Genomic DNA, 24,189 nt, shown 5'->3' with positions numbered 1-24,189 from the left:
GGGGTGGCCCCAAGTCCTGGCGGGGATACCCTAGCGGGTGGTCACGGGAATACAGTCGGCGTTGCCCGCCACCAGAGCAGAGCAGAACCGACGCGCATCCGACAGATCGGCAAAACCCATCGCCCGCAGGCGATAGAAGGTGCGACCGCCGCTTTCAGCCTTCTGGATCACGCGTTTCTTGCCTTCCAGATAGTCCGCAAAACGACCGTGGATGCGGTCCCATTCGGCGCGGGCCACCTCTGCGCTTTCGTAGGCGCCAAGCTGGGCCAGCCGGGTGCCTGCGGGCAGGCTGTCGGGCGAGACGTCCTGGGTGGTGCGTGCCGCCGGGGTGGCCGCAACCGCACGGGTGGGAGAGAACCGCGCCGGGCGCGCTGCGGGCCGCAGTGAGACGCGCACACCGGGGGCATTGCGCAGGGCCGCGTTCGGTGCCGGGGCCACGGCGGCAATGCTCACGGGTTGCAGGGGTTCCGGCTGCACAATTGCCGGGGCGGTGTTGGGCGCGGCAGCGGCAGCGGAAAGCTGCTCAGCCCCGTTCAGCGCATCCTGTCCCAGTGGGGTGACACCGTCGGTCAGCTCTGCCACCAGCGCGTCGATGTCGCCGCCCTGATAGGCGGCTACCGCCTCAGTCGAAAGATCGGAGGTGTCAGCCACAGGCGCGCGATCCCGCCCGGCGCCAGAGATGTTGGTTGTCAGGGCCGCCTGCATGGGCTGATCATCATCGGTCAGCGCCACATCTTCGGGGGCCAGCGTCAGACGGTCGGCGGGGCTTTCGACATTGCCGTTGGCGGCAACCGCGTTGACCGCAAGGCCCTGATGATCGGCGGGCAGGCCGCCGGGGTTGTCTGGCTGCACCCGCAACGGGCCTTCGACAGCGCGCACCACGGGCACGCCGCTTACGTCGCGTGAAATCAGCTGATAGCCCCAGAGACCGATGCCTGCGACCAGCGCCAGCGAGGCCACGGCGCCAAGGGCGCTAAACGCCTTCGCCAGTCCGGCGCGGCCTGTGCCGACGGGGTCGGGGGTAAATCCATAGTCATCATAGCGGTGCCCCTGATCGGTGCCGGGACCGCTATAGGCGTCCTCTGCCGGGTCGCCATAGGTGGAGGCTGCCTGCTGATAAGGGCTATAGCCCTGCGCGGGCGCCTGCGGCTGATGTTGTGCAAAATACCCACCCGCTTGCGGCTGCTGGTCATACCCTGCGGCGGCCTGCGGGCGCGGAGCGGGTGTCTGCGGATCATGGCCGAAGGGGTGTTCCGGCTGCGGATAGGGCGATTGGGCAACGGGATCGCGCAGATGCGCATCGGCGAAAGACGGCTCCTGCCGGATCCCTTGCGTTTCTGTGGCGGGGTCCGAAGAACGGTCCCCTCCATTGGAATACGACTGGCCGTGACCTGCCTGCGTAAAATACGCCATTTCCGCCTCACTGCCCGCATACGGTGCGCGATGCACCGCCCCGGGTTTCTACTTGATGATCTGCCTCGATCCGGCGGCCTGGGCGATTTTAGCTATCGCATCTCCTGCGCCGGTGTGACCCCAAGAATACCAAGACCGGCGGAAATGACAATGGAAACGGCCTTGGCCAGCGCCATTTTCGCATGTGTTGCAGATGGGTTGCTCTCGTTAACAAAACGTAAACCTTCGTTGGTTTTGCCGAGGTGGTAGAGCCCGTGCAGCTCAGACGCGAGATCGTAGAGGTAGAAGGCCACGCGGTGCGGCTCATTGGTGCGGGCGGCGATTTCCACCAGACGCGGCCATTCCGCCAGCTTCTTGGCGACAGCCAATTGGGCGTCATCCTGCAACAGCGACAGATCCGCAGCTGCCAGCGTGGCGTCGTCGGTGGCGATCCCCGCCTCCGCCGCCTTGCGCAGGGTCGAGCAGATCCGCGCATTGGCGTATTGCACATAAAAGACCGGGTTGTCCTTGGACTGTTCCAGCGCCTTATCAAGGTCGAAATCAAAGCCCTGATCGTTCTTGCGGGTGAGCAGCATGAAGCGGGTCACATCCGGCCCCACCGCATCCACCACATCACGCAGGGTGACAAAGGTCCCTGCCCGTTTGGACATCTTGAATTCCTGACCGTCCTTGAAAAGCTTCACCAGCTGGCAGAGCTTGATATCCAAGGGCACCTTGCCATCAGACAGGGCTGAGACGGCTGCTTTCATCCGCTTCACATAGCCGCCGTGGTCGGCGCCGAAGATGTCGATCAGCATATCAAAGCCGCGTTCGACCTTGTCATAGTGATAGGCGATATCCGGCGCGAAATAGGTCCAGGCGCCATCGGATTTCTTGACCGGGCGGTCGACGTCATCACCATGTTCGGTGGATTTGAACAGGGTCTGTTCGCGTGGTTCCCAATCGTCGGGCTTCTTGCCCTTCGGCGGCTCCAGCACGCCTTCATAGATCAGGCCCTTGTCGTCCAGGCTTTTCAGCGCGGATTCGATCAGGCCAGTGCCGTAGAGGGATTTCTCGGAGAAGAACTTGTCCATCTGGATGCCAAGCGAGGCCAGATCGGCGCGGATCAGATCCATCATCGCATCGGTGGCGAAATTGCGGATCTCCTCCAGCCAGACATCTTCGGGCTGGTCCACATAGGCATCGCCAACCTTCTCCTTCAGCGCCTGACCAACCGGGACGAGATAGTCGCCGGGGTAAGTGCCATCGACAAAGGCGACCTCTTGGCCGTGGGCCTCAAGGTAGCGCAGGTAGACAGAGCGCGCCAGCACATCGACCTGACCGCCGCCATCGTTGATGTAGTATTCGCGGGTGACGTCATAGCCGACAAAATCCAGCAGGCTGGCCAGCGCATCGCCAAACACCGCACCACGGGTGTGGCCGACGTGCAGGGGGCCGGTGGGGTTGGCGGAGACATATTCCACATTGACCCGCTTGCCCGCGCCAAGGTCGGAGCGACCGAATTTGATATCCTCCGCCAGGACGGCCGCCAGCACCGATTGCCAGCTGCCGCGATCCAGACGCAGGTTGAGGAAACCGGGGCCTGCCACCTCGGCTGAGGTGACGCGCGCGTCCGCGGCCAGTTTCCCTGCCAGCGCATCGGCGATATCGCGCGGCTTCATCTTGGCGGGTTTGGCCAGCACCATCGCCGCATTGGTTGCCATATCCCCATGCGCCGCATCGCGCGGCGGCTCTACCGCGACATTGGCAAAATCGAGCCCTTCGGGCAGGGTGCCCTCAGCCACCATTCCATTGAGGCAGTCAAGCACGAGCGAGCGGATATCGGTAAAGAGGTTCATGTCTGGCGTCCCATCTGTTCACCGTTGCGGATAGCGAGGGCCAGCGGCAGGGTCAACAGGATTGCAGGACGCCAATTCCTCTGCGCGGGCCAGCGGGCGGAAAATTTGAGTTTTCCGGTCCATTTCCTCGGTCAGAAAATTGGGCGCGACCGCTGGAAGCGCGCCCGCTGTCGCCTAGGTCCGTGCAGGCCCGCAAGCCGGCGGATCAGGCCACCGGCGCGTCGCGCACCGGCAGGCGGCCCCAACGGGTGATCTGATAGCGGCGCAGCGACGCGACATAATAGGGATCGCGCAGGATCAAACGTTCCACATCACCGCGCGTTTTGGCCTCGACGTTCCAGATGGCGCCGGGGAAATCCTGCTCGGGCCGCATCGCCAGCGCGCCGCCGATCTGCAATTCGGGATGGGCGCGCACAAAGGCGATATGGGCATCCCGGCGCAGCCGATCCGCGCGGATCCGCGCCATCTCCGGCGCGTCCTGAAAGGTGACGGTCCAATGTGTCAGGCCACTGGTTGTGGTGCCCGTAGGGATCATGGCGCCCTCTTGCGGTTTGCGGCTGTGTCCTGCCTATCAAACCGCATCGCGCCCGCCCGACGATAGAGCCAGTTGGCATCAGCGATACCGCCAGTCGCTGCGCAGCCCGCGCTTATTCCCCCGCGCGCAGGTCGACCTCCGCAGCGGCGGCCGCCTCGGCCGGGAACAGGCGGCGATGTTCCTGCAGTGCAAAGCGGTCTGTCATCCCTGCAATGTAATCCGACACGATGCGGGCCAGCGCGGTTTCACCTGCGGCGGCGGCGATATCTCCCTGCCAGCGGGCGGGCATCTCCTCGGGGTGGTTGAGGAAATAGGGAAACAGCGCCTCGACCACCTTGGAGACCTCGGCGCGTTTGCGCATCACACTGGGGGCCCGATACATGCGGGTAAAGAGGAAGGCTCGGATGTCCTTCAGATCGGCCCAAAGCGCATCGGAGAACACCACCACAGGTGCCCCGAGGGAGCGCACATCCTCGACGCTGCGCGCGCCACTGGCGGCAAGGCGACGTCGGGCGCCGTCGATCACATCGCTGACCATCACGCCAAAGACCCGGCGCAGCGCCTCATGTCGGCGACGGCGCGCATCCAGACTGGGATAGCGGCTGTCCACCGCATGATACGCGGCCCCGATCACCGGCAGGTCCATGATATCGGCATCGGTGAACAATCCCGCGCGCAGCCCGTCGTGCAGATCGTGGTTGTTATAGGCGATGTCATCAGCCAATGCCGCCACCTGCGCCTCCGCACTCGCATGGGTGTGCAGCTCCAGATCCACCGCCGCATTGCACTCGGCTAGCGCCCAAGGCAGATCGCCCACCACCGGACCATTGTGTTTGGCGATCGCCTCCAGCGTCTCCCAGGTGAGGTTCAGCCCGTCGAAGTCGGCGTAATGCCGTTCCAGCGAGGTGACGATACGGATGGCCTGCGCATTGTGATCAAAGCCGCCGTAGGGCGCCATCAGCGCATGCAGCGCATCCTCACCCGTGTGACCAAAGGGCGTGTGCCCCAGATCATGGGCCAGCGCCACCGCCTCGGTCAGTTCCTGATTGAGGCCAAGCGCGCCCGCGATGGTGCGGGCCACCTGCCCCACCTCAATCGAATGGGTGAGCCGGGTGCGATAGTTGTCACCCTCATGTTCGACAAAAACTTGTGTTTTATGTTTCAGCCTGCGAAAGGCGCTGGCGTGGATGATCCGGTCGCGGTCCCGCTGATAGGGCGAGCGGAAGCTGCTTTCTTCCTCGGGGACCTGACGACCACGGCTGCGGTCCGGCATGGTCGCGTAAGGCGCGTAGGTCACTAATCTTTTCCCCGGTCAATCTTGTCCCTGTCGCGTCACCTTTCTATATTATTGTCTCCGCTGCAACACGGCAGTGATCACCTCATTGGGAGACCAGAGATGCAATTGCCCCCGAAAGTGACTGAACGTGCCTTTGCCCGGCTGGCCGAAATTGGCGCCGCTGATCAGGGTCAGGCGCTGCGTGTGGCAGTGGAAGGCGGCGGCTGTTCCGGCTTTCAATATGAAATTGCCCTGGACGCCCCGCAGGCGGATGATCTGATCCTTGAGGGTCAGGGGCAGAAAGTTGTGGTCGATGAGGTCTCGCTGCCATTTCTGGAAAACGCGGTGATTGACTTCACCGAAGAGCTGATCGGCGCACGGTTTGTGATCAACAACCCCAACGCCACCTCCAGCTGCGGCTGCGGCACCTCGTTTTCGATGTAGTCCTCCCTTGGCCGCATGAAGGCGCGGGTGGCTGCATCTTGTACGGTATCTGCGCTATGCGGGTGAGCGTGGCAGCAGGCTGAGGCCATCACTACCAATCAGGCGCAGCTTTGAGCCGCAATCGCCTGACCGGCTGAAAATCTTCCAGAAGCCCTCAAACATCGGGCTGCTGTGCTGCAGGTCACACAGCTGTTGACCCGCCTGCGGCCCGTATTGGGCCGTCATCTCATTCACCGCGCTGCGCCAGAGCTGCGGCGCGGTCGTCTGCGAGTGTCCCCCGACATCCAGCAGCCAAGCCGACAGCGGGCGCAGCAGGCTGGTGGTTTCAGGCATCGCGATATGGAGTGCGCCGGCGCGCAAGCCGCCGATATCCACCCCCAGCGGCTGTTGCGCCGGGCCGCAGATCTGCTGCCACCATAGTGTGACGAAGTAGGCGTGATAGCCGTCCATATGCCCGTCAAACCCGTCTGGCGTGATAACAAAGCCCTCCAGGGCGCGCGTCAGGGCCTGCTCCCACAGGGATGGCGGCGTGACACCACAATAGCGCAGCGCGATGCAGATCTCCGACAGAAGATCCAGATCCTGATCAAGGCAGGCCAGCAGCCCGGCGTAAGTCAGGCTGCGCTGCACCGCGCCGTCCAGCCCCGGATCGCGGCGACCATAGTCGGAAAGGTAGAACACGATATGGGTCAGCTCATAAGCAGCCTTGCGATTGGGGATGGCGAAGGTCTGGCTGCGGCGGACGAAGCGCCGCAACCTGTCATCAAGCCCCGGATCCACCGGCAGTGAAATGCCGCGTCGCGCCAATAGCTGCCGCGCCTCGGCCCGTTGCAGGTCTGACATCTCTGCCTCGACCAGCCCCTGATGGGCCACCCAATGCGCGAGTTCCGCCGCGCGGGTGTTGGGCCCAAAGTGACCGGTCCCGATCAGATCCTCGTAATCGAGACAGATAGATAGGATAAACCGATAGTATTGCGGGAAAAACTGCAACTGCCGTGCGGCGCGATCGTAAAACGGGCGCAGGGGGGACAGGGCTGCCTCATCCCCGAAATCGCCTGCGCCCGCGCCTCCCCCAACCCGCTGCTGCATCACCCGAAGAAGGCTCAGCAGCTCCGCGTTTTCCTTCAGCCAGTAGACATCCTGTGGCGACCGTCGGTGGCGGGCAAAGCTCTCAACCCACGGGGCAACTGCACCAGCCACCGAAAGCCCCGGCCCAGTCGGGGGCTGATGGCTGGGCAGCGTGCCGATGTCGGCGCGACGGGTTTTGCGGCGCCCCGCTATGGGGCGTGTGAAAGGCAGGATGACAGTCATGGATCTTGCACCAATGCGGAGTTTGCGCCCCGGTGGCAGGGCGCAATCTGGAAGGTTGGTTCGTCGAAAATCAGCTGCCGGAGGAGAACAGCCCGGTTGCGGCACCGCTGGTGGTGGCGCGATCAGCGCGGGGCGCTGAGCCTGAGGAAAACAGCGCGGTTCCGGCACCTTCAACCATGTCACCGTGGCTGTCGCGGCAGAGTGATCCGGAGGAAAACAGCTCAGCCCCCTGGCCGCTGTGAAGGTCGATATGCGCAATGGTCGCCTGCGGTGCGGCGGTCTGGCGGCGCTGTGTGGATGTGGTCATGGATCGTCTCCCGTTTCAGGTGAAAAACACCTGTCGACGATTGACACGGAATGCCTGCCCGGCAACACCAAAACACGCCCCCTGGTTGTTTTTAACGTAACGCAACAGATGAGCTTTGCGCGACAGCCTTCTGATCAGGATACAAATAAGCCGCTTCTGCACAGGTTAACCACAGAGCTGTCCACAACCCCAGCCATACAAAGCCGGGCCGGATCGCCCGCCCGCGACCTTGCAGCGCTGCAAACCCAGTGTCGCCGGCATTTCGATATGCCGCATTTTCTATGGCGATGATTCGGCATGGGCGTCCCGCCGCGCCCTTGCCCCCTCGCCCGGATTGGGCGATAGATCAGGCGCCCCACCCCGGGCCACAGAGGCAGGAGACCGGATATGAAAATCGCCACCTTCAACATCAATGGTATCAAGGCCCGTATCAACGCGCTGCCGGACTGGCTGGATGAGGCGCAGCCCGATGTGGTGGTTCTGCAGGAGATCAAATCTGTCGATGAGGCCTTCCCGCGCGAGCTGTTCGAGGACCGGGGTTACAATGTCGAAACCCACGGTCAGAAGAGCTTTAACGGGGTGGCGATCCTGTCGAAACTGCCGCTGGAGGATGTGCGGCGCGGGCTGCCCGGTGATGACAGCGACGAACAAGCCCGATGGATCGAGGCGACAGTGGTGGGTAAACAGGCGATCCGCATCTGCGGGCTGTACCTGCCCAATGGCAACCCGGTAGAGCTGGACGCAGAGGGCCAGCCGGTCGAGGGCGGCAAATACGCCTATAAACTGGCCTGGATGGAGCGGCTGCGGCAGCGGGCAAAGGATCTGCTGGCCGAGGAAATGCCTGCCCTGATGGCCGGGGATTACAACATCATCCCGCAGGCTGAAGATGCCAAGACCCCGGAGGCCTGGAAAGACGACGCGCTGCACCGCCCCGAAAGCCGGGCCGCGTTCCAGCGGATCATGGCGCTTGGCTTTACCGAAGCATTCCGCGCGCGCCATCAGGGGCCGGGGCATTATTCGTTCTGGGACTATCAGGCCGGGGCCTGGAACCGCAACAATGGCATCCGCATCGACCATTTCCTGTTGAGCCCGCAGGCCGCCGACCTGCTGCGTGACTGCCAGATCGACAAGGATGTGCGCGGCCGTGACAAGCCATCAGATCATGTGCCGGTCTGGGTCGATCTGGATCTGTGAGGCGCTGAGGGCCTGTCCGCACCGACGGCGCGCTGCGCGGGTGGGTCTTATTCAGCCAGCTATGCTGTCGCGCGTGCACATCCTATACATTATTGAAAACGTTCAATAACGTCGAAGAAATTTGTCCACGCGGCCTGCTGCTCATTGGACATGCCGGTCTGGTCGCCGCTGAGAAATCGCTCAGGCGTTACCCCATCAATAATCAACGGCAGGGCCGCGACGTACAGCTGCTAGGCGTGCTGTTCCGTCACCTTAGGCCAATGTCGTGATGGGACCACCTGCGCCGGGGTCGTTGCCTGTTGGGGCGGGGGTGCCGCCGGTGACGTCGTGGCCGTAGATCCAGTCGAATTGCTGCACCATGCGCTGGGGCGCGAGCCGCCCGCCGAGGCGCAGGATCTGATGCGCGGGCCATGCGAACGGCTGGCGCAGATGGTATTTCCAGGCATTGCCGGTGGCGGCAGCCACCACTTTGGCGGCGCGGTTGCGGCGGCGACTCTGATAGGTGGCGAGCCCTTCTTCGTCACTGGTGGCGGTGCGCAGGGCATCGACCAGAACCCAGGCATCCTCCAGCGCGAGATTGGCCCCCTGCGCCATGAACGGCAGGGTGGGATGCGCAGCATCGCCCATGATCGCAAGGTTGCCCTGATGCCAGACCTCGGCAACCGGATGGCGAAACAGCCCCCAGAGGGCCACCTGATCGACCTGCGCCAGCAGATCGGCGGCGGCGCCACCAAATCCGGTGAAGGCGCTGCGCAGCGCCTCCGGGTCGTCACGGTGATGCCAGCCTTCCTCCGCCCAGGTCTTGCGTTCCTGCACCGCGACGATGTTCATCAGGCTGCTGTCGCGCAGCGGATAGGTCACCAGATGGCGACCCGGCCCCATGAAAACCTGTGCCTCCGCCGGGTGATTGTGCAGATTGGCGACAGTCGCGCGCCAGGCCACCTGCCCGGTGAAGCGGGGCGTCGCGACGCCATTCAACGCCGCCCGCGCCTTGGAATGCAGCCCGTCGGCGCCAATCACCAGATCCCCGCCACACTGTGCGCCATTGGCCAGATGCACCACCGGGCGGGCACCGCTGGTGATGCGGTCGACCTTTTGCAGCAGGCGCACCTTGACCCCGGCCTTGCGCGCGGCATCGGCCAGGAGGTTGATCAGATCGGCGCGGTGGGCGAAGTAGAAATTCTGTCCCGGCGCATATTGGTCGAGATCAAGCCGCAGAACCTCGCGGCCCTGCCGGTGGCTGCGCAGAACCACGGCGCGGGCGCGCGGCGCGCTCCAAGCGAGATCATCCGCCAGCCCCAGCGCCCGCAGAACCGCAACGCCGTTGGGGCTGATTTGCAGGCCCGCGCCAACCTCGGTGATGGCGTCTGCCTGTTCGAGAACCGTGACCTTTGCGCCCTGTCGGCTGAAGGCAAGCGCTGCCGCCAGTCCGCCAATGCCCGCACCGATTATGGTGATTTTTCGGTCTGTCAGTCTCATCTTGTCCCGCTATCTGCACACAGGCCGGTCCGTTCCGGCCGCGCGATACCCCCAGATAAACGAAAAACGCCGGAGCAACAGGCCCCGGCGTTATGATTTTTTTTACAAATGCAAGAAAATCAGTCGTCGCGGTGGACTTTTTCCCGGCGCTCGTGGCGTTCCTGTGCCTCAAGGCTCATCGTGGCGATGGGCCGGGCGTCCAGACGCTTGAGCGAAATGGGCTCACCGGTAACTTCGCAGTAGCCGTATTCCCCTTCGTCGATGCGGCGGATGGCCGAGTCGATCTTGGCAACCAGCTTACGCTGGCGGTCCCGGGTGCGCAGCTCCAGCGCGCGATCGGTTTCTTCACTGGCGCGGTCGGCAACATCGGGAATATTGCGGGTGTTGTCCTGCAACCCCTCAATCGTGTCGCGGCTTTCGGCCAGGAGTTCCTGTTTCCATTCATGCAGCTTGCGACGGAAATATTCCTGCTGCCGGTCATTCATGAAGGGTTCATCATCAGCCGGACGATAATCATCCGGCAGAAACACCTCTTGCTTCATTTCACTACCTTTGGTTTGCCCCATACTGCCGGTCTTCCTCGGTATTGTTTACAAACTCAGCGGCTCCCCCCGCATGCCGCAGCGTTTATCCCCTGCGTCAGCGATTGTCACTACACAATAGTACGCACAAAGGGTTAAAACCTGCATAAGAGCGCCCCCAGGGGTTGCACAGAGGCAACGAGGCAGGAAAGAGATGCAGTTTCAGGGCACTAAGGATTACGTCGCGACAGAGGATCTGAAAATTGCGGTCAACGCCGCGGTTACGCTGGAGCGGCCGCTGCTGGTGAAGGGGGAGCCGGGCACCGGCAAGACCGAGCTGGCACGGCAGGTGGCCGATGCGCTGGGGCTGCGGATGATTGAGTGGAATGTGAAATCCACCACCCGCGCCCAGCAGGGGCTTTATGAATATGATGCGGTCAGCCGGTTGCGCGACAGCCAGCTGGGCGATGAGCGGGTGCATGACGTCAAAAACTACATCAAGCGCGGCAAGCTCTGGGAGGCCTTCGAGGCGGACGAGAAGGTGGTGCTGCTGATTGATGAGATCGACAAGGCCGATATCGAGTTCCCCAATGACCTGTTGCAGGAACTCGATAAGATGGAGTTCCATGTTTACGAGACCGGCGAGACGATCCGGGCGCGTCAGCGTCCGATCATGATCATCACCTCCAACAATGAAAAGGAACTGCCGGACGCGTTTCTGCGTCGCTGCTTCTTTCACTACATCCAGTTCCCCGATGCCGAGACCATGCGCAAGATTGTCGAGGTCCATCACCCCGGCATCAAGGACAGCCTGCTGACCACGGCGTTGACGCAGTTCTACGAGATCCGTGACACGGCTGGGCTGAAGAAGAAGCCGTCGACGTCAGAGGTTCTGGACTGGCTGAAGCTGCTCTTGGCCGAGGATCTGACAGCGGAAGATCTGAAACGCGACGGCGCGGATGCGCTGCCAAAACTGCACGGTGCATTGTTGAAGAACGAACAGGACGTGCATCTGTTCGAGCGGCTCGCCTTCATGGCGCGGGGCCGTCGCTGAGGAGACGGGCGCACAACACGAAGCGCTTGCGAGGACGCCTTGATATATGACGGTTTTCGGCTGACATATCTGGTGTCCTCTTCTTGTGTGATCTGGGCGATCCGATCGTTGTGTAGTGTTGCGGGGAGAGCGAGAATTGCGGCCAGGACCACTGCGTGACACCGCGTCATGGGCGCTGATTGCCCTGCCTGTGATCAGCGGGCTTTGGCTGGCCATTGGCGTGGGTGTGCTTGCGGCGCTCAGCCCCGGCTATTCCCATGTCAGCCATTTTATGAGCGTGCTGGGAGCCGCCGGGGCGCCCTATGCCGCCTGGACCAATTATGCGGTGTTCATCCCGACTGAACTGTGGTTCCTCGGCTTTCTGGCGCTGCTCAATGCGCGCCTGCCGGACCGACGGTTGACACGGCTCTCGCTGATCCTGCTGGCGACCTATGCGGGCCTGCTTATGCTGGCTGCCGGGCTGCCCTGCGACGCGGGATGTAACGGCGGAGACGACGGGCAGAGCGCGGTCCATATCGCGCATATGATTGCCGCAGCCGTGGCCTACCCGCTAGCGCTGATCGGCCTGTTCCTGCTGGTGCTGACCCTCCCGCAACCTTCGCTTTTGCGGCGCCTTGCGCTGCCGTCTTTGGCTGTCGGGGTCGGTCTGTTCGGCGCCATTATTGCTGTCCCGGAGGCACAGGGCCTGTTCCAAAGGCTGATTGAGGCGTGGATCTACGCGCAGTTCATTGCACTGGGGGTCCACGCCGCCTTGTGCCTGCGCCCTCAGTAAGCCTCGCGCAGGAAGCGTTCGACGCGCTCTGGATCATCCTCAATCATGCGCAGCAGAATGCGGGCCGGGCGTTCCGGCAGGCGGCGGCCCTGCTCCCAGTTGCGCACCGAGCCGAGGCGAAAGCCGAAGTGGCTGCAAAACCGTTCCTGGGACATGCCGAGGGTTTTGCGCAGGCGTACAACGTCCACCATCGGCACCTCGCGGCTGGCCATGGTCTCCAAGGGCGTTTTCCCGGAGATATCGTCCTGCATCTGCTGCAGCGCCATGGCATCACGGTCCGCCTCGCTTTGCTGGCGGATACGGCCGGTGCCTCTGGCCTGATGGTTTGCCTTATGCTCTGCCATATCAATTATCCTCCTTCAGCAGCGCCTTGATGCGGGATTTCACCACATCCAGCGCCAGATTGCCCACCGCCCGCGCGCCCTGCGCCATCAATCCCGACAGGCGCGGATCCCGCTGTCGGCGGTGTATTCTGAGCACATAGACCATCATCAGATCGGGACTGGCCTGATGGATGCGGTAGCGCAGCGTCAGATCCCCGGCGACATGGTGGTAATCTTCATCCGTCTTGCGCCCGATGGTGGGGTCGCGCACCAGGGTGGCGATCAGCCGGGCCAGCTCATCCTCGTCCAGATAGGCGTGGATGGCGTCCTCGATCGCGACCGGGGTGATGCGGTAATCCACCCGCAGGCATTTCTGTGTCTCTTTGCGTATATACGCCATTGGCGTAGCCTTTTCAACCTGTCTCTGCGTTTGCCCCTGACCCGGGGCGGATGGTCGTGCCTCGCCCCACGTCAGGAGAGGTGTTGCCGGGGTGCCCTTCTCTTTGCGGCTCTGCTGCGCTATGGCCAGCCATAACATTGATTTTTAACCCTGTCTTGGCACAAGCTGGGGCTGTCCTGTCGCAGGAGAGATCGCTTGTTCACATTCCGGCCCCGTATGCTGCCCGCTGGTCCTTCTGCCGATCCTCTTGCAGGGCGGCCCTCCCCGCTGCGGTGCTGGCGCGGGTTTGCGGCGTTGACGATGGTGGCGGCGCTGGCTGCATGCGGGGCTGAGACACGATATGCGCCCCCGAACCGCACCGCTGCGGCCCTGGCGCCGCTGGCCCCGGCCAAGAGCTTTGCCCGCGCACATCCGGTGGCGCCGCAGCGGGCCAATAGCGATATTGCGCGGGATTTCCTCGATCTGCATTTTCAGCTGGAAAGCGGCACCGCCCTGCCCGTCTTTACCCGGTTTGAACACCCGATCACGCTGCGCCTTATCGGCCAGCCCACCAAAAGCCTGAACCGGGATCTGGCGGCGCTCATGCAGCGGTTGCAGCGCGAGGCCGGGCTGGATCTGCGGCTGCTGGGCGGGGAGGCTGCGGGCCCTGCTGCCAATATCACCATTGAGGCGGTGCCGCGCAAAGCCATCCGCCGCGCCTCGCCCCGCGCGGCCTGTTTCGTGGTGCCCAATGTCAGTTCGCTTGCGGAATACCGCCGCTCCAAGCGCAAACCCCGGACCAATTGGGCCAATCTGCGCGCGCGTCAGAGGCTGGCGATTTTTGTGCCCAATGATGTGAGCCCGCAGGAGACCCGCGACTGCCTGCATGAGGAGCTGGCACAGGCCATCGGGCCGCTCAACGATCTCTACCGGCTGTCGGATTCGGTGTTCAACGACGACAATGTGCATACGGTGCTGACCGGATTTGACATGTTGATCCTGCGGGTGGGCTATGCGCCCGAGCTGCGCAGCGGCATGACACGGGCTGAGGTTGCCGCCCGTCTGCCAGCCATTCTGGCGCGGCTGAATCCCGGCGGCGCGGGTCGGGCGGCCCGGCCACTGCCCGCCACCTCACGCGACTGGATCGACGCGACCGAGGCGGCGCTGACACCGGGCAGCAGCCGTGCCGTTCGGCTGCGGGCGGCGCATCGCGGGGCGGCGATTGCCCGTGATCAGGGCTGGCAGGATCACCGGCGGGCCTTCAACCACTATGTGCTGGGGCGCATTCTGCAACGGGATGACCCGGAACTGGCGCAGCAGCATTTCGAGACCGCGCTGATCTATCTGCAAGGACGCTATGACAGCCCGCTGCTGCGCGCCCAGATCGCGAGCCGCATGGCCGCCTTTGATATCATTCGCGGCGATGGCGCCATGGCACTGGCCCGCATCCGGCCTGCCCTGCCGGTGGCGGCGCGGGGGGAGAACGCGGTGCTGCTCTCCAGTCTGATGCTGCTGGAGGCCGAGGCGCTGCTGTTGCAGGGCCAAACTGACGCGGCCTATGCGGTGAGACTGGACAGCCAGGGATGGGCACGCTACGGGTTCGGCCCGGATTGGGCGGTGCGCAGCGCGATGACCGAGATTGCGGCCCTTGCGCCGCCGCACTGATCTGCGGCTGGCGCAGCGCCAGCGGCGTCACAGCTTGACCCGGACCGGCTCGGCCCCACCTGAGACATGAACATTCTTAACAGACGGACATCGGCATGATCGTAATCGGCGCATTGCTTCTTGGCGCACTTCTGGGGGTCCGCACGGCCCAAAAACGCGGCGGCAGCTTGGCGGATAAGCTGCAATATGGCGCTGCATACGCCATGGTTTTTGCTATTCTGGGGTTGTTTGCGACCATTCTCGCCGACCGTATGCTGCTCTGACGCAGCGCGCGGGGCGCAAGATGGCCGCCTGATCAGCCCTGACGGAGACCCAGATGTTTCAGCCTTTCTTTGAAAACCTGCGCAAGGCGGCGGTTCCGGTGTCCTTGCGGGAATATCTGACCTTTCTTGAAGGGATGAAAGCGGGGCTTGCGACCTATGATATTGATGCCTTCTACTATCTGGCGCGCGCCGCCATGGTGAAGGATGAGCGCAATATCGACAAGTTCGACCGCGCCTTTGCCGCGACATTCTCCGGGCTGGAGGCGATCCCCGCTGAGGCGGTGATGGAGGCCGTGGACATCCCCGAGGAGTGGATCCGCAAGATGGCGGAGAAGCACCTCAGCGAGGAAGAGCGCCGCGAAATCGAGGCGCTTGGCGGGTTTGAAAAACTGATGGAGACCCTGAAGGAGCGGCTGAAGGATCAGGAAAGCCGCCATCAGGGGGGCAACAAATGGATCGGCACGGCGGGCACCTCGCCCTTTGGCGCCTATGGCTACAACCCCGAAGGGGTGCGCATCGGCCAGAAGGAAAGCCGCCATCAGCGCGCGGTCAAGGTCTGGGACAAGCGCGAGTTCAAGAACCTGGATGGTGATGTCGAACTGGGCACCCGCAACATCAAGGTGGCGCTGAAACGTCTGCGCCGCTGGGTGCGCGAGGGCGCGGCGGAGGAGCTGGACCTGTCGGGCACCATCCGCGCCACTGCGGAACACGGCTATCTGGACGTGAAAACCCGGCCGGAACGGCACAATGCGGTCAAGGTGCTGCTGTTTCTGGATGTCGGCGGGTCGATGGATCCGCATATCAAAGTGGTGGAAGAGCTGTTCTCGGCGGCGCGCAGTGAGTTCAAACATCTGGAATATTTCTACTTCCACAATTGCCTCTATGAAGGGGTCTGGCGCGACAACCGCCGCCGCTGGGATGCGCAGATCCCCACCCATGAGGTGCTGCGCACCTATGGGCCGGACTATAAGTGCATTTTTGTCGGCGATGCGTCGATGTCCCCCTATGAGATTGCCTATCCGGGCGGCGCCAATGAGCATTGGAACCCCGAGGCCGGTCAGGTCTGGCTGGAGCGGGCGCGGGCGCAATGGGCATCGCATCTGTGGATCAACCCGGTGCCGGAGGCCTATTGGCCCCACACCCATTCGATCCAGATGATCCGGGAGATCTTTGCCGATCAGATGGTGCCGATGACGCTGGCGGGGCTGGAACGCGGGATGCGGGAGCTGACGCGCTAGGCCGGGCGGCCCGGAGCGGCCCCGCGCGGCGAAAGCTTGCCAAGTCACCCTGCCTCGGGTAGACCAAGCTCCAGAGAATTGGAGAGTTTATGTCCTGGTGAAGAAGGGGCGGCAGAGGCCACCCCGGTTTGCAGATTGCCCCGGAGAATGCCGCCTGCCCCTATTGGCAGGTGTCAGGGAAGATTTGCGCGACATTCATCAGACATACAGATCCGGGCCAACCCCGCGATCACACCAAGAAAGACATTCCCAATGACAAGGGACTATTCCCAATTCCTGAGCACCCCTGCGCCTGAAGACACCGCCGACAGCACGCGCCCTTTGAGCGCGCTGGAGCATCTTGGCTGGCAGGGGGTCTTCTCCCAGCAGACCGATCTGGACGAAATGACGAGCCACCCGCCCGTGCGCATCACCGAAGTGAACCGCAACGGGCTGCGCGCCATGGGCGACGGCATCGACATGGTGATCCCCCCTGGCCCCGAGGCGACTGTGGGGGATTGGCTGATGCTGGACTCTGAGCTGCCAACCCACAGCCGGGTGCTGGAGCGTAAAAGCCTGATCCGCCGCCGCGCACCGGGCAAGGATCGCAAGGTCCAGCTGATCGCCGCCAATATCGACACGATGTTTGTGGTCACCTCCTGCAATGCGGATTTCAATGTCGCGCGGCTGGAGCGGTTTATTGCCATGGCGTTTGATGCTGAGGTCACGCCGGTGATCGTGCTGACAAAAATCGACCTTTGCGAGGATCCGGCGGAGTATATCAGCCAGGCCAGGAGCATTTCCGATATGGTGGAGGTGGTGCCGCTGAACGCCAAGAGCGCGGCCGCGCGCGAGGCGCTGGCGCCCTGGGTGCGGGCCGGGCAGACCATTGCCTTCCTCGGCACCTCGGGCGTTGGCAAATCGACGCTGACCAAGGCGCTTGGCGAGGATCTGGATATCGCAACGCAGGGCATCCGCGAGGATGACGCGCGCGGACGCCACACCACCACCCGGCGGCAGCTCTATTTCCTCGACAACGGCTGCGGCGTGCTGGACACACCGGGGATGCGGGAATTGCAGCTGACCGATGCGGCCAGCGGTGTCGGCGATGTCTTTGCCGATCTTGAAGAGTTGGCGACACAGTGCCGCTTCCGCAATTGCGCCCATGAAGGGGAGCCGGGCTGCGCGGTGCAGGCGGGCATTGCCGCCGGTGAGGTTGACGCCAGCCGGTTGGACCGCTGGCGTAAACTGGCCGCGGAAGAAGCCTTCAATTCCGCCTCTCTGGCGCAAAAACGCGCCAAGGACAAGAGCTTTGGCAAGATGGTGAAAACAGCGAAAACCATCAAGAAGCGCAGTCGAAAATAGCCGCTATCGCAGGTTTCAAACCAACAGAAGGGCGCCCGATCTGGGCGCCCTTTGATGTGTTGTTCAGGCTTGAACCCGACAGAAGACCGATCAGTTACCGCCCTGCAGAAGCGGCGTGATCCGGCGCACGGCGGCGCGGCGATTGGCGCGCTCGGCCCGTTGGGTCGCCACCGCCAGATCGGTCTCACCATAGCCCTGCACCACCATATTTTCGGGCGGCACCTTGAAATACTCGGTCAAGGCCAGCGCGACACTTTCGGCGCGGCGATCTGACAGTGCGAGGTTAAAGGGGGCGGCACCGACCGCATCCGTGTGGCCTTCGATCAGGAACACCTCCTGCGGGTTCTGCGCGATCATCTCGCGCAGCGCATTGCCCAGCGCCGCCAGTTCTTCGGTCTCTGCTGCGCGGATCACCGCGGAGCCGGTTTCAAAGTTGATCGACTGCACGGTGATTTCCGGGACCAGTTGGCGGACCGCATCGATATTGCGGATCTGGCGCAGGGAGAAGCGGCGGCTGACGGCGGGGGCTTCCTTGGCAGCGAGCGCCAGCGCCAGCTCATCCGCGTTGATCGCATCGCTGCTGAAGGCGGATCTGCGCGGGGCGGCGGTGGGCAATTCGGACACCACCACATTGTCGGCGCGCTGGGTGTCATCGAACAGCACAACGCTGCTGCCATCGGTGAGCGTACGGGTACGGCGCAGAACGCGGCCATCGCGGGCGCGGATGGTTTCAACCTCCGTCCCGTCTTCGCGCACGACAACGGTGCGGGTGGAGCCATCCTTGAACTTATACGTGGTGACATTGCTGCCGGGCTGGCGCAGCAGGGCGTCGTCATTCTTGATCACCCGGTACTGGCCGTTTTGTTCCACCACCGCACGGTCACCGGAGTTGGTCACCACGGTTTCACCCTGCTTCAGCAGCTGGCCAATGGCAACGGCGCCAAGCCCCAGAAGCGCGGCCTTCTGCAGCTTGCTGAGGCCGTCGTCCTCCTCTGCGGCTGGGGCGGCGGCTGCGCTGTTCTCAGTCGGCGCAGCAGTGTCCGCCTCTGCGGTGGTTTCAGCCTCGCTTGCGGGCGTGTTGACGGCGGTTTCAAATTCCTCATCCGAACTGCGCGCGGTGTCTTCGGTCACGGTTTCTTCCACCACCTCAGCCTCTCCGGTGGCGTCAGCGCTCGCGGCGGCGGCGGCGCTGTCATCCTCGGCCTCAACCTCCGCCAGCGCGTCGGCCTGCGCCTGACTGTCGAGTGGTTCGACCTCGGGTTCGGGTTCAGGCTCGGACGCAGGTGCAGGGTCGGTCCCCTCCTCCGCCTCTGCCAGCGCTGCGGCCAGTTCGGTGTCGGAGGTGGTTCCGGCCTCAGCCGTATCCTCTGGCGCGGTGGCGCCTGCTTCTGCGTTGGGCGCTGTGTTCACCCCATCATTGGCGACCGGCTCCACCGGAGTCTCTGCCTCTGCGGTGGTTTCACCTGCGTTCTGTTCAGCGGTTGTCTCTGCCGTCTCGGCAGGAGCTTCGGTCTGCGCGGTCTGAGAGGGGGCCGCGTCTGTGGCGGGTTCTGGGGCAGGTTCAACCGGAGCGGCGGCCTGCTCTGCCTCGGTCGGGGCTGCTGGCTCGGCCTGTTCGCCCGCCGCAGGTGCAGCCTCAGCCTGTTCAGCGCCGGCCATCAGTGCGGAGGAGGCAAGGGCGGGATCCAAACCAGCGTCCAATTCACCGGTGACATAGGCTTGGCAGAACTTCGCTTTGGCCCCTTTTCCCTTGCCCTTCAGGATCTCCCCTTCGGGGCTGATGCGCCCATTCTTGAGCCACCGTAGGCAGCGCTGCACCGCCTGTGTGATTTCTTCAGGGGCCATCTGGCTGAGGTCGGTCGGGTCCGATTTCGACTGCGCGGGGGCGGCAACCGGGAGAGTGAGAGAGACGATGACCGCCAGCGCGGTCGAGGATCTGAGAAGCTGCGAAACCATGCGGTGTTCCTTTCGCTGTGCGGTGCAAAGCCTAGAAACACAACCCGCGCCGAGGCAAATAAGTTGCTTGTGAGCGATGATTTTCGGCCAGAGCCTGCCGATCAGAGGTCGCCCCTGTATCCGTTATTCAGACGTCAACATCTGCATCAGCCGCCGTTTTTCGCCGCTGTCCTCCGCGCGGGTAAGGACATCCGCCAGATCCTGCAGCGCCGCAATCGAATGGCCTGCGCGAAAGCTGTCCACATGGGGCAGCATGGCGCGGATGCCGCGTGCCTTAGGTGCAAAGCCATCAAAGCGCAGTAAGGGGTTGAGCCAGATCAGGCGGCGCGCGGAGAGATGCAGGCGCTGCATTTCGGCGTTGAGCTGATCGCTGTCGTCGCGGTCCAGCCCGTCGGTGATCAGCAGAACCACGGCGCCCTGCCCCATGACACGGCGCGACCAGTCACGGTTGAAGTCGTGCAGGCATGCGCCGATCCGTGTGCCCCCCTCCCAATCCTGCGCCTCTGCCCCGGCGGCTGCAAGGGCGGCATCCACATCGCGCTGCGCCAGATGGCGGGTGATATTGGTGAGCCGTGTGCCGAAGGTAAAGCCATGCACCCGCGCCCAGCCCGGCCCCTTGCGATTGGCGACCGCATGCAGGAAATGCAGGATCAGGCGGGAATATTGGCTCATTGAGCCGGAGATATCGCAGATCACCACCAGATTGGGCCAGCGTAACCGGCGTTGAGCGCGTGCGAGCGTTGTGATCTCACCGCCCTGACGGGCGGCCTGCGCCATGGTGCGGCGCCAGTTGATGCGGTTGCCAGCGGCGGAGGCGATCAGGCGGCGGGACTGGATGGGGCGGATGGGCAGCTGCATCTTGGCCAACATCCGCTTGGCCTCGGCGACTTCGGCGGTGCTCATCTGCTCAAAATCCAGCTGCCGCAGCCGTTCCTCCCGCGACATGGTGAGTTCGGCGTTTAACTCCAGCTGCTCCGGTGGCTCCTCCCCCTCCGGCTGATCAGGGCGATCTGGGGCCTCGGCACCATCCAACAGCGCCTCGGCGGCGCGTTTCTGGGCGGGCTTTGCGGCTTTTTCCTCCTGCGTGCCGCGGATCGCGGGCAGCATCGCCGCCATCATATGCTCCAGAAAGCGCGGATCCCGCCAATAGAGCCGAAAGATCTGTGCAAAGACCTGACGATGTTCGGGTTTGGAGACAAAGCAGGCGTGCAGCGTCCAGTAGAAATCCTGCTTCGAGGTGAAACCCGCCGTGGCCACCGCCTCGACGGCTTCGGCCACCCGGCCGGGGCCGATGGGAAGCCCGGCCCGCCGTAAGCCACGCGCGAAATGGGTGATATTCTGCGCCAGCCGGGGGGCCTCCGGCAGCGGCAGCGGCGGGTATTCAGGCATCAGCGCAGGTCCGCATCATCCTGCAGGACCCAGCGTTGCGCGCGCCTGATCCAGAATGCGCTTCGCCTCGGAGCCCTGCAGGCGGCTGATATCATCCTGATATTTCAGAATGGCCCCCAATGTGTCGGCGATCACCTCGGGCGACAGATCAATGACATCCAGCGCCAACAGGCAGTTGGCCCAGTCAATTGTCTCGGCAATGCCCGGATGTTTGAAGAGATCTTCCGTGCGCAAAGCCTGCACAAAGGCCACGACCTCCTGCGACAGGCGCGGCGCCAGACCGGGCGCGCGGGCGGTGAGGATTTCCATCTCGCGGTCAAAATCCGGGTAATCCACCCAGTGATAGAGGCAGCGCCGTTTCAGCGCATCATGCACCTCGCGGGTGCGGTTGGAGGTCAGGATCACGATGGGAGGTTCCGGCGCCGTAATGGTGCCGAGTTCGGGGATAGTGACCTGAAAATCGCTGAGCGCCTCCAGCAGGAACGCCTCAAACGGCTCATCGGTGCGGTCCAACTCATCAATAAGAAGAATTGGCGCGCCAGCGGGATCGGGCTGCATCGCCTCCAGCAGCGGGCGGCGGATAAGATAGTCGTCGCTGAAGAGTTCCGCCTGAAGAGCCGCGCGATCACGCGGTTCGCCAGCGTCTGCCTCGGCGGCGCGGATGGCGATCATCTGGGCCGCGAAGTTCCATTCATAGACCGCGCTGGAGGTATCCAGCCCTTCGTAGCACTGCAACCGGATCAAGCGACGGCCCAGCGCGGCGGCGAGGGTCTTGGCGATCTCGGTCTTGCCCACACCGGCTTCGCCCTCCAGAAACAGCGGGCGACCAAGGCGCAGCGACAGAAACACCACCGTCGCCAGTCCCCGGTCGGCGACATATCCGGCCTCCGTCAGCAGGGTTTCCACCGCATCAATGGAGCCGGGCATTCCGCGCGCGCCGGCCGGCGCAGAGGGGCTGGCAGCGTGACTGGTGGGATAGCTGGTGGTCTGCGGTTGGCTCGTCTTCGTCTGCTGCGACATCTGGCTCCCCTTTAGCTCTGCCCAAGAGGCCACGGCGATGGAAGCGGGTCAAGCGGCTGGACATGCCACTTTGGTCCCATAGGTCATCCGTGGACGAGACTGTGCCCGGCTTCCGGACACATTGACCGGCCTGCGCTGCAATGCGATGACAGAGACACGCCATCGGCCCAGGCGGGTCCGGTACAGACGTGGCAGGAGACAGCATGCGAACACTGGCCGTGACATGTGTAAAGAACGAAGGCGCTTTCCTGCTGGAATGGATTGCCCATCACAAGGCGGTGGGTTTCAGCGATATCCTCATCCTGTCCAACGACTGCGCGGATGGCACGGACCGGATGCTGGACCGGCTGGATGAGCTGGGCCATGTCACCCATCTGCGCAACGATGGTCCCTATGACAAGGGCGGCATTCAGTTCACCGGGCTGAAGAAGGCCGACAAACACCGCCTGATGCGCAAGGCCGACTGGGTGATGGCGCTGGATGTGGATGAATTCGTCAATATCCATGCCGGCGAGGGTCGGCTGGCGGATCTTCACGCAGCGCTGCCCGATGCGGATGCCATCACCCTGACCTGGCGGCTGTTCGGCAATGGCGAGACGGTGCGCTATCAGGACCAGCCGGTGACCGACAGCTTCACCCGCTGCGCGCCGGAGGTGATCCACTGGCCGTGGCGCGCGGCCATGTTCAAGACGCTCTATCGCAACGATGGCACCTATCGCAAACTGGGGGTGCATCGCCCGCGCAGCCCGGACGACGGCGCCACCCTAGAGGGGTTTCGCTGGTTCGATGGTTCCGGGCGGGAACTGGATCACGGGTTCAAGACGCAGCGGGTCTATTCCGACTACGGGCAGGCAAATTTCGATCTGGTGCAGCTGAACCACTATCCGCTGGGGTCCATGGAAAGCTATGTGCTGAAGGCTGAGCGGGGCCGGGTCAACCGTCCGGGCGATCTGGGTATGGACTACTGGGTTGAACGCAATTTCAACACCGATGAGGATGAGAGTATTGCCCGCTATCGCCCCGCCCGCGAAGCCATTGCCGATCTGCTGCGCGAGGACGCCAAGCTGCAAAAGCTGCACGCCCGCGCGGTGCAATGGCGCCACGAGCAGTTTCGCAGACTGATGCAGCAAGAGGCGTATCGGACGCTGTTTTCGCGGCTGATGATGACGCCGCCCTCACGGCTGATCAGCCCCGGCACCGCACGCACGCTCACCGGCTTTGCCACGCTAGGCCGCCATGGCGTACCGCAGGGCGGCGACAAGAGCGACTGATCCGGCGCAATATCGCGGTCGGCGCCGCAGAGCAGCCAGTCAGACGGCAGGACATGGGATATATGGCGCTGGCCTTAACGGGCATCTTTTTCAACGAAACCCGCGCCGATGGCCGATAAACCGGCCTTACAATTTCCAATTTTAGCCTTATTTCGCCCTTAGATGTTGCCAGACGCAAACCCGTCCGAACAAGGGCGGGACAAGAGGACGATGCAATGCAGCAGGATACATTGGACACGCTGGACGAGGACCTGTCGGGGCTGAAACCCGCGCAGTGGCAGGCCCGTATGGCCGCCCTGGCCGAGGAAAACGGCATGTATCAGCCGCTGGGCAGCCGTCACTTTGCCAGTTTCATTGATCAGGGCAATACGCTGCTGGTCAGTTTCGAGACCATCCAAGGGATCCACAACCTGTCGGATGTGGCGCAGCCGCTGGGGTTTGACCTGGTGAAGAACCTCGGCTGGTCGCACCTGTGCATCATCTCCAATGGCGACACCTGGTTCCGCAACGAGCGTATCTACGGGTTCTTCGACCAGCTGGTTGACGACGGCTTCTTCGATGAATTCGACAAGGTGGTATTTTATGGCGCGGGCCCCTGTGGCTATGCGGCGGCGGCCTTCTCTGTTGCGGCCCCCGGCGCCACTGTCGTGGCGGTGCAACCACAGGCAACGCTGGATCCGCGTCTCACTGATTGGGACGATCGGTTCAGCGAGATGCGCCGCGTTGACTTCACCGATCGCTACGGCTTTGCCCCGGACATGATGGATGCGGCCAAGCAGGGTTTTGTCATCTACGACCCGCGTGAGCGGCTGGATTCGATGCATGCCGCCCTGTTTGCGCGCAAGAATGTGCTGCGGCTGCGCACGCCGCATCTGGGCGACACCGTTCAGACGCGGCTGATCGAGATGGAAATCCTCTATAATATCCTCGCTCTGGCTGGGGCGGACCGGCTGACCGAGCGGCAGTTCTACAAGCTCTACCGGGCTCGCCGCAGCAATGGCCCCTACCTGCGCAAGTTGATGGCCCGTCTGGAACAGGATGAGCGCCCCTATCTGATGGCGCTGCTGTGCCGCAATGTGACCAGCAGGCTGCGCGCGCCCCGCTTCCGCCGCCGTCTGGAGGCATTGCGCAAAAGCGCCGCAGACGGCCAGATCAAACTGCCCCCCGAACGGTAAGGGCAGCCCGGCGGCGCCCGGT

23 protein-coding genes are annotated in these 24,189 nt (G+C 63.4%); 10 read left to right on the top strand and 13 right to left on the bottom strand.

The window, feature by feature from the left end; all coding sequences use genetic code 11:
- Nucleotides 1–30 precede the first annotated feature (30 nt).
- From OO25_RS00550 to OO25_RS00535, 4 genes are all read right to left on the bottom strand, one after another.
- A complete protein-coding gene (locus OO25_RS00550; protein ID WP_040177972.1) occupies nt 31–1,413 on the bottom strand; it encodes an SPOR domain-containing protein in 1,383 nt (460 codons plus the stop codon).
- 92 nt (nt 1,414–1,505) lie between these two features.
- Nucleotides 1,506–3,251 carry an arginine--tRNA ligase gene (argS, locus tag OO25_RS00545; protein ID WP_040177971.1) on the bottom strand — a complete coding sequence of 582 codons (1,746 nt, stop codon included), beginning with the start codon at nt 3,249–3,251 and terminating at the stop codon, nt 1,506–1,508.
- A 205-nt stretch (nt 3,252–3,456) separates the two neighbouring features.
- Nucleotides 3,457–3,786 (bottom strand): hypothetical protein, encoded by a 330-nt coding sequence (locus OO25_RS00540; protein WP_040172957.1) that lies wholly within the window; start codon nt 3,784–3,786, stop codon nt 3,457–3,459.
- A gap of 112 nt (nt 3,787–3,898) precedes the next feature.
- The gene (locus tag OO25_RS00535; RefSeq protein ID WP_040172952.1) at nt 3,899–5,083 is read right to left on the bottom strand and encodes a deoxyguanosinetriphosphate triphosphohydrolase; all 1,185 of its coding nucleotides are present in this window, start codon (nt 5,081–5,083) and stop codon (nt 3,899–3,901) included.
- A gap of 99 nt (nt 5,084–5,182) precedes the next feature.
- Here OO25_RS00535 and OO25_RS00530 point away from each other — a divergent pair, with 99 nt between their 5' ends.
- Nucleotides 5,183–5,506 carry an iron-sulfur cluster assembly accessory protein gene (locus OO25_RS00530; RefSeq protein ID WP_014874225.1) on the top strand — a complete coding sequence of 108 codons (324 nt, stop codon included), beginning with the start codon at nt 5,183–5,185 and terminating at the stop codon, nt 5,504–5,506.
- Nucleotides 5,507–5,560: 54 nt separating this feature from the next.
- On the opposite strand, the gene OO25_RS00525 is transcribed toward OO25_RS00530, so the two are convergent.
- On the bottom strand, nt 5,561–6,817 hold the full coding sequence (locus tag OO25_RS00525; RefSeq protein WP_052465575.1) for a hypothetical protein: 1,257 nt from the start codon (nt 6,815–6,817) through the stop codon (nt 5,561–5,563).
- Nucleotides 6,818–6,887: 70 nt separating this feature from the next.
- Entirely contained in the window at nt 6,888–7,124 is a 237-nt protein-coding gene (locus OO25_RS00520) for a DUF6749 family protein (RefSeq protein ID WP_040173300.1), read from the bottom strand.
- 387 nt (nt 7,125–7,511) lie between these two features.
- On the opposite strand from OO25_RS00520, the gene xth reads away from it, so the two are divergent.
- Entirely contained in the window at nt 7,512–8,318 is an 807-nt protein-coding gene (xth, locus tag OO25_RS00515) for an exodeoxyribonuclease III (RefSeq protein ID WP_040177970.1), read from the top strand.
- Nucleotides 8,319–8,570: 252 nt separating this feature from the next.
- Here the strand turns inward: xth and OO25_RS00510 are convergent, their stop codons facing one another.
- A complete protein-coding gene (locus OO25_RS00510) occupies nt 8,571–9,797 on the bottom strand; it encodes an FAD-dependent monooxygenase (RefSeq protein ID WP_040177969.1) in 1,227 nt (408 codons plus the stop codon).
- A 119-nt stretch (nt 9,798–9,916) separates the two neighbouring features.
- Nucleotides 9,917–10,339, bottom strand: a complete 423-nt coding sequence (gene dksA / locus OO25_RS00505; protein WP_040173297.1) for an RNA polymerase-binding protein DksA — start codon at nt 10,337–10,339, stop codon at nt 9,917–9,919.
- Between the two features lie 193 nt (nt 10,340–10,532).
- On the opposite strand from dksA, the gene OO25_RS00500 reads away from it, so the two are divergent.
- Nucleotides 10,533–11,372, top strand: coding sequence for a MoxR family ATPase (locus OO25_RS00500; protein WP_040172939.1), 840 nt, complete (start codon nt 10,533–10,535; stop codon nt 11,370–11,372).
- A 136-nt stretch (nt 11,373–11,508) separates the two neighbouring features.
- A complete protein-coding gene (locus OO25_RS00495; RefSeq protein WP_040177968.1) occupies nt 11,509–12,144 on the top strand; it encodes a DUF998 domain-containing protein in 636 nt (211 codons plus the stop codon).
- Here the strand turns inward: OO25_RS00495 and OO25_RS00490 are convergent.
- Together OO25_RS00490 and OO25_RS00485 are read right to left on the bottom strand one after the other, a co-directional pair.
- Complete coding sequence (locus tag OO25_RS00490) at nt 12,138–12,488, bottom strand: DNA-binding transcriptional regulator (protein WP_036767018.1); 351 nt, start codon at nt 12,486–12,488, stop codon at nt 12,138–12,140. The genes OO25_RS00495 and OO25_RS00490 overlap by 7 nt on opposite strands.
- Before the next feature lies 1 nt (nt 12,489).
- On the bottom strand, nt 12,490–12,867 hold the full coding sequence (locus OO25_RS00485; RefSeq protein WP_027247597.1) for a hypothetical protein: 378 nt from the start codon (nt 12,865–12,867) through the stop codon (nt 12,490–12,492).
- A 216-nt stretch (nt 12,868–13,083) separates the two neighbouring features.
- On the opposite strand from OO25_RS00485, the gene OO25_RS00480 reads away from it, so the two are divergent.
- From OO25_RS00480 to rsgA, 4 genes are all read left to right on the top strand, one after another.
- Nucleotides 13,084–14,511 (top strand): DUF2927 domain-containing protein, encoded by a 1,428-nt coding sequence (locus tag OO25_RS00480; RefSeq protein ID WP_040177967.1) that lies wholly within the window; start codon nt 13,084–13,086, stop codon nt 14,509–14,511.
- A 95-nt stretch (nt 14,512–14,606) separates the two neighbouring features.
- A complete protein-coding gene (locus tag OO25_RS22905) occupies nt 14,607–14,774 on the top strand; it encodes a hypothetical protein (RefSeq protein ID WP_040177966.1) in 168 nt (55 codons plus the stop codon).
- A 53-nt stretch (nt 14,775–14,827) separates the two neighbouring features.
- Nucleotides 14,828–16,012 (top strand): VWA domain-containing protein, encoded by a 1,185-nt coding sequence (locus tag OO25_RS00470; RefSeq protein ID WP_040172931.1) that lies wholly within the window; start codon nt 14,828–14,830, stop codon nt 16,010–16,012.
- 252 nt (nt 16,013–16,264) lie between these two features.
- The gene (gene rsgA / locus OO25_RS00465) at nt 16,265–17,356 is read left to right on the top strand and encodes a ribosome small subunit-dependent GTPase A (RefSeq protein ID WP_040177965.1); all 1,092 of its coding nucleotides are present in this window, start codon (nt 16,265–16,267) and stop codon (nt 17,354–17,356) included.
- A gap of 90 nt (nt 17,357–17,446) precedes the next feature.
- Here the strand turns inward: rsgA and OO25_RS00460 are convergent, their stop codons facing one another.
- The 3 genes from OO25_RS00460 to OO25_RS00450 form a co-directional block, all read right to left on the bottom strand.
- Nucleotides 17,447–19,312, bottom strand: a complete 1,866-nt coding sequence (locus OO25_RS00460) for an OmpA family protein (RefSeq protein ID WP_040177964.1) — start codon at nt 19,310–19,312, stop codon at nt 17,447–17,449.
- Nucleotides 19,313–19,435: 123 nt separating this feature from the next.
- The gene (locus OO25_RS00455) at nt 19,436–20,701 is read right to left on the bottom strand and encodes a VWA domain-containing protein (RefSeq protein ID WP_040177963.1); all 1,266 of its coding nucleotides are present in this window, start codon (nt 20,699–20,701) and stop codon (nt 19,436–19,438) included.
- A gap of 15 nt (nt 20,702–20,716) precedes the next feature.
- Complete coding sequence (locus OO25_RS00450; protein ID WP_040178025.1) at nt 20,717–21,628, bottom strand: MoxR family ATPase; 912 nt, start codon at nt 21,626–21,628, stop codon at nt 20,717–20,719.
- Between the two features lie 296 nt (nt 21,629–21,924).
- Between OO25_RS00450 and OO25_RS00445 the strand changes: the two genes are divergently transcribed.
- Both OO25_RS00445 and OO25_RS00440 read left to right on the top strand, forming a co-directional pair.
- Nucleotides 21,925–22,992 carry a glycosyltransferase family 2 protein gene (locus OO25_RS00445; RefSeq protein WP_040177962.1) on the top strand — a complete coding sequence of 356 codons (1,068 nt, stop codon included), beginning with the start codon at nt 21,925–21,927 and terminating at the stop codon, nt 22,990–22,992.
- Nucleotides 22,993–23,207: 215 nt separating this feature from the next.
- Nucleotides 23,208–24,167, top strand: a complete 960-nt coding sequence (locus OO25_RS00440; RefSeq protein ID WP_040172924.1) for a hypothetical protein — start codon at nt 23,208–23,210, stop codon at nt 24,165–24,167.
- Nucleotides 24,168–24,189: the final 22 nt, after the last annotated feature.

The sequence above is a fragment of the Phaeobacter sp. S60 genome (assembly GCF_000826845.1).
In the GTDB taxonomy this organism is placed as follows: Bacteria; Pseudomonadota; Alphaproteobacteria; order Rhodobacterales; family Rhodobacteraceae; genus Phaeobacter; species Phaeobacter piscinae.
Note: the sequence above shows the minus strand (reverse complement) of the source record. Positions and strands in the feature narration are given on the sequence as shown.

What these genes read in the sequence shown, in the direction of transcription:
- xth (WP_040177970.1), top strand. Translation starts at nt 7,512, where the DNA reads ATGAAAATCGCCACCTTCAACATCAATGGTATCAAGGCCCGTATCAAC.
- OO25_RS00550 (WP_040177972.1), bottom strand. Translation starts at nt 1,413, where the DNA reads ATGGCGTATTTTACGCAGGCAGGTCACGGCCAGTCGTATTCCAATGGA.
- OO25_RS00440 (WP_040172924.1), top strand. Translation starts at nt 23,208, where the DNA reads ATGCAGCAGGATACATTGGACACGCTGGACGAGGACCTGTCGGGGCTG.
- OO25_RS00455 (WP_040177963.1), bottom strand. Translation starts at nt 20,701, where the DNA reads ATGCCTGAATACCCGCCGCTGCCGCTGCCGGAGGCCCCCCGGCTGGCG.
- OO25_RS00470 (WP_040172931.1), top strand. Translation starts at nt 14,828, where the DNA reads ATGTTTCAGCCTTTCTTTGAAAACCTGCGCAAGGCGGCGGTTCCGGTG.
- OO25_RS00540 (WP_040172957.1), bottom strand. Translation starts at nt 3,786, where the DNA reads ATGATCCCTACGGGCACCACAACCAGTGGCCTGACACATTGGACCGTC.
- OO25_RS00520 (WP_040173300.1), bottom strand. Translation starts at nt 7,124, where the DNA reads ATGACCACATCCACACAGCGCCGCCAGACCGCCGCACCGCAGGCGACC.
- OO25_RS00460 (WP_040177964.1), bottom strand. Translation starts at nt 19,312, where the DNA reads ATGGTTTCGCAGCTTCTCAGATCCTCGACCGCGCTGGCGGTCATCGTC.
- OO25_RS22905 (WP_040177966.1), top strand. Translation starts at nt 14,607, where the DNA reads ATGATCGTAATCGGCGCATTGCTTCTTGGCGCACTTCTGGGGGTCCGC.
- OO25_RS00485 (WP_027247597.1), bottom strand. Translation starts at nt 12,867, where the DNA reads ATGGCGTATATACGCAAAGAGACACAGAAATGCCTGCGGGTGGATTAC.
- argS (WP_040177971.1), bottom strand. Translation starts at nt 3,251, where the DNA reads ATGAACCTCTTTACCGATATCCGCTCGCTCGTGCTTGACTGCCTCAAT.
- OO25_RS00450 (WP_040178025.1), bottom strand. Translation starts at nt 21,628, where the DNA reads ATGCCCGGCTCCATTGATGCGGTGGAAACCCTGCTGACGGAGGCCGGA.
- OO25_RS00490 (WP_036767018.1), bottom strand. Translation starts at nt 12,488, where the DNA reads ATGGCAGAGCATAAGGCAAACCATCAGGCCAGAGGCACCGGCCGTATC.
- OO25_RS00500 (WP_040172939.1), top strand. Translation starts at nt 10,533, where the DNA reads ATGCAGTTTCAGGGCACTAAGGATTACGTCGCGACAGAGGATCTGAAA.
- OO25_RS00480 (WP_040177967.1), top strand. Translation starts at nt 13,084, where the DNA reads ATGCTGCCCGCTGGTCCTTCTGCCGATCCTCTTGCAGGGCGGCCCTCC.
- rsgA (WP_040177965.1), top strand. Translation starts at nt 16,265, where the DNA reads ATGACAAGGGACTATTCCCAATTCCTGAGCACCCCTGCGCCTGAAGAC.
- dksA (WP_040173297.1), bottom strand. Translation starts at nt 10,339, where the DNA reads ATGAAGCAAGAGGTGTTTCTGCCGGATGATTATCGTCCGGCTGATGAT.
- OO25_RS00525 (WP_052465575.1), bottom strand. Translation starts at nt 6,817, where the DNA reads ATGACTGTCATCCTGCCTTTCACACGCCCCATAGCGGGGCGCCGCAAA.
- OO25_RS00530 (WP_014874225.1), top strand. Translation starts at nt 5,183, where the DNA reads ATGCAATTGCCCCCGAAAGTGACTGAACGTGCCTTTGCCCGGCTGGCC.
- OO25_RS00445 (WP_040177962.1), top strand. Translation starts at nt 21,925, where the DNA reads ATGCGAACACTGGCCGTGACATGTGTAAAGAACGAAGGCGCTTTCCTG.
- OO25_RS00510 (WP_040177969.1), bottom strand. Translation starts at nt 9,797, where the DNA reads ATGAGACTGACAGACCGAAAAATCACCATAATCGGTGCGGGCATTGGC.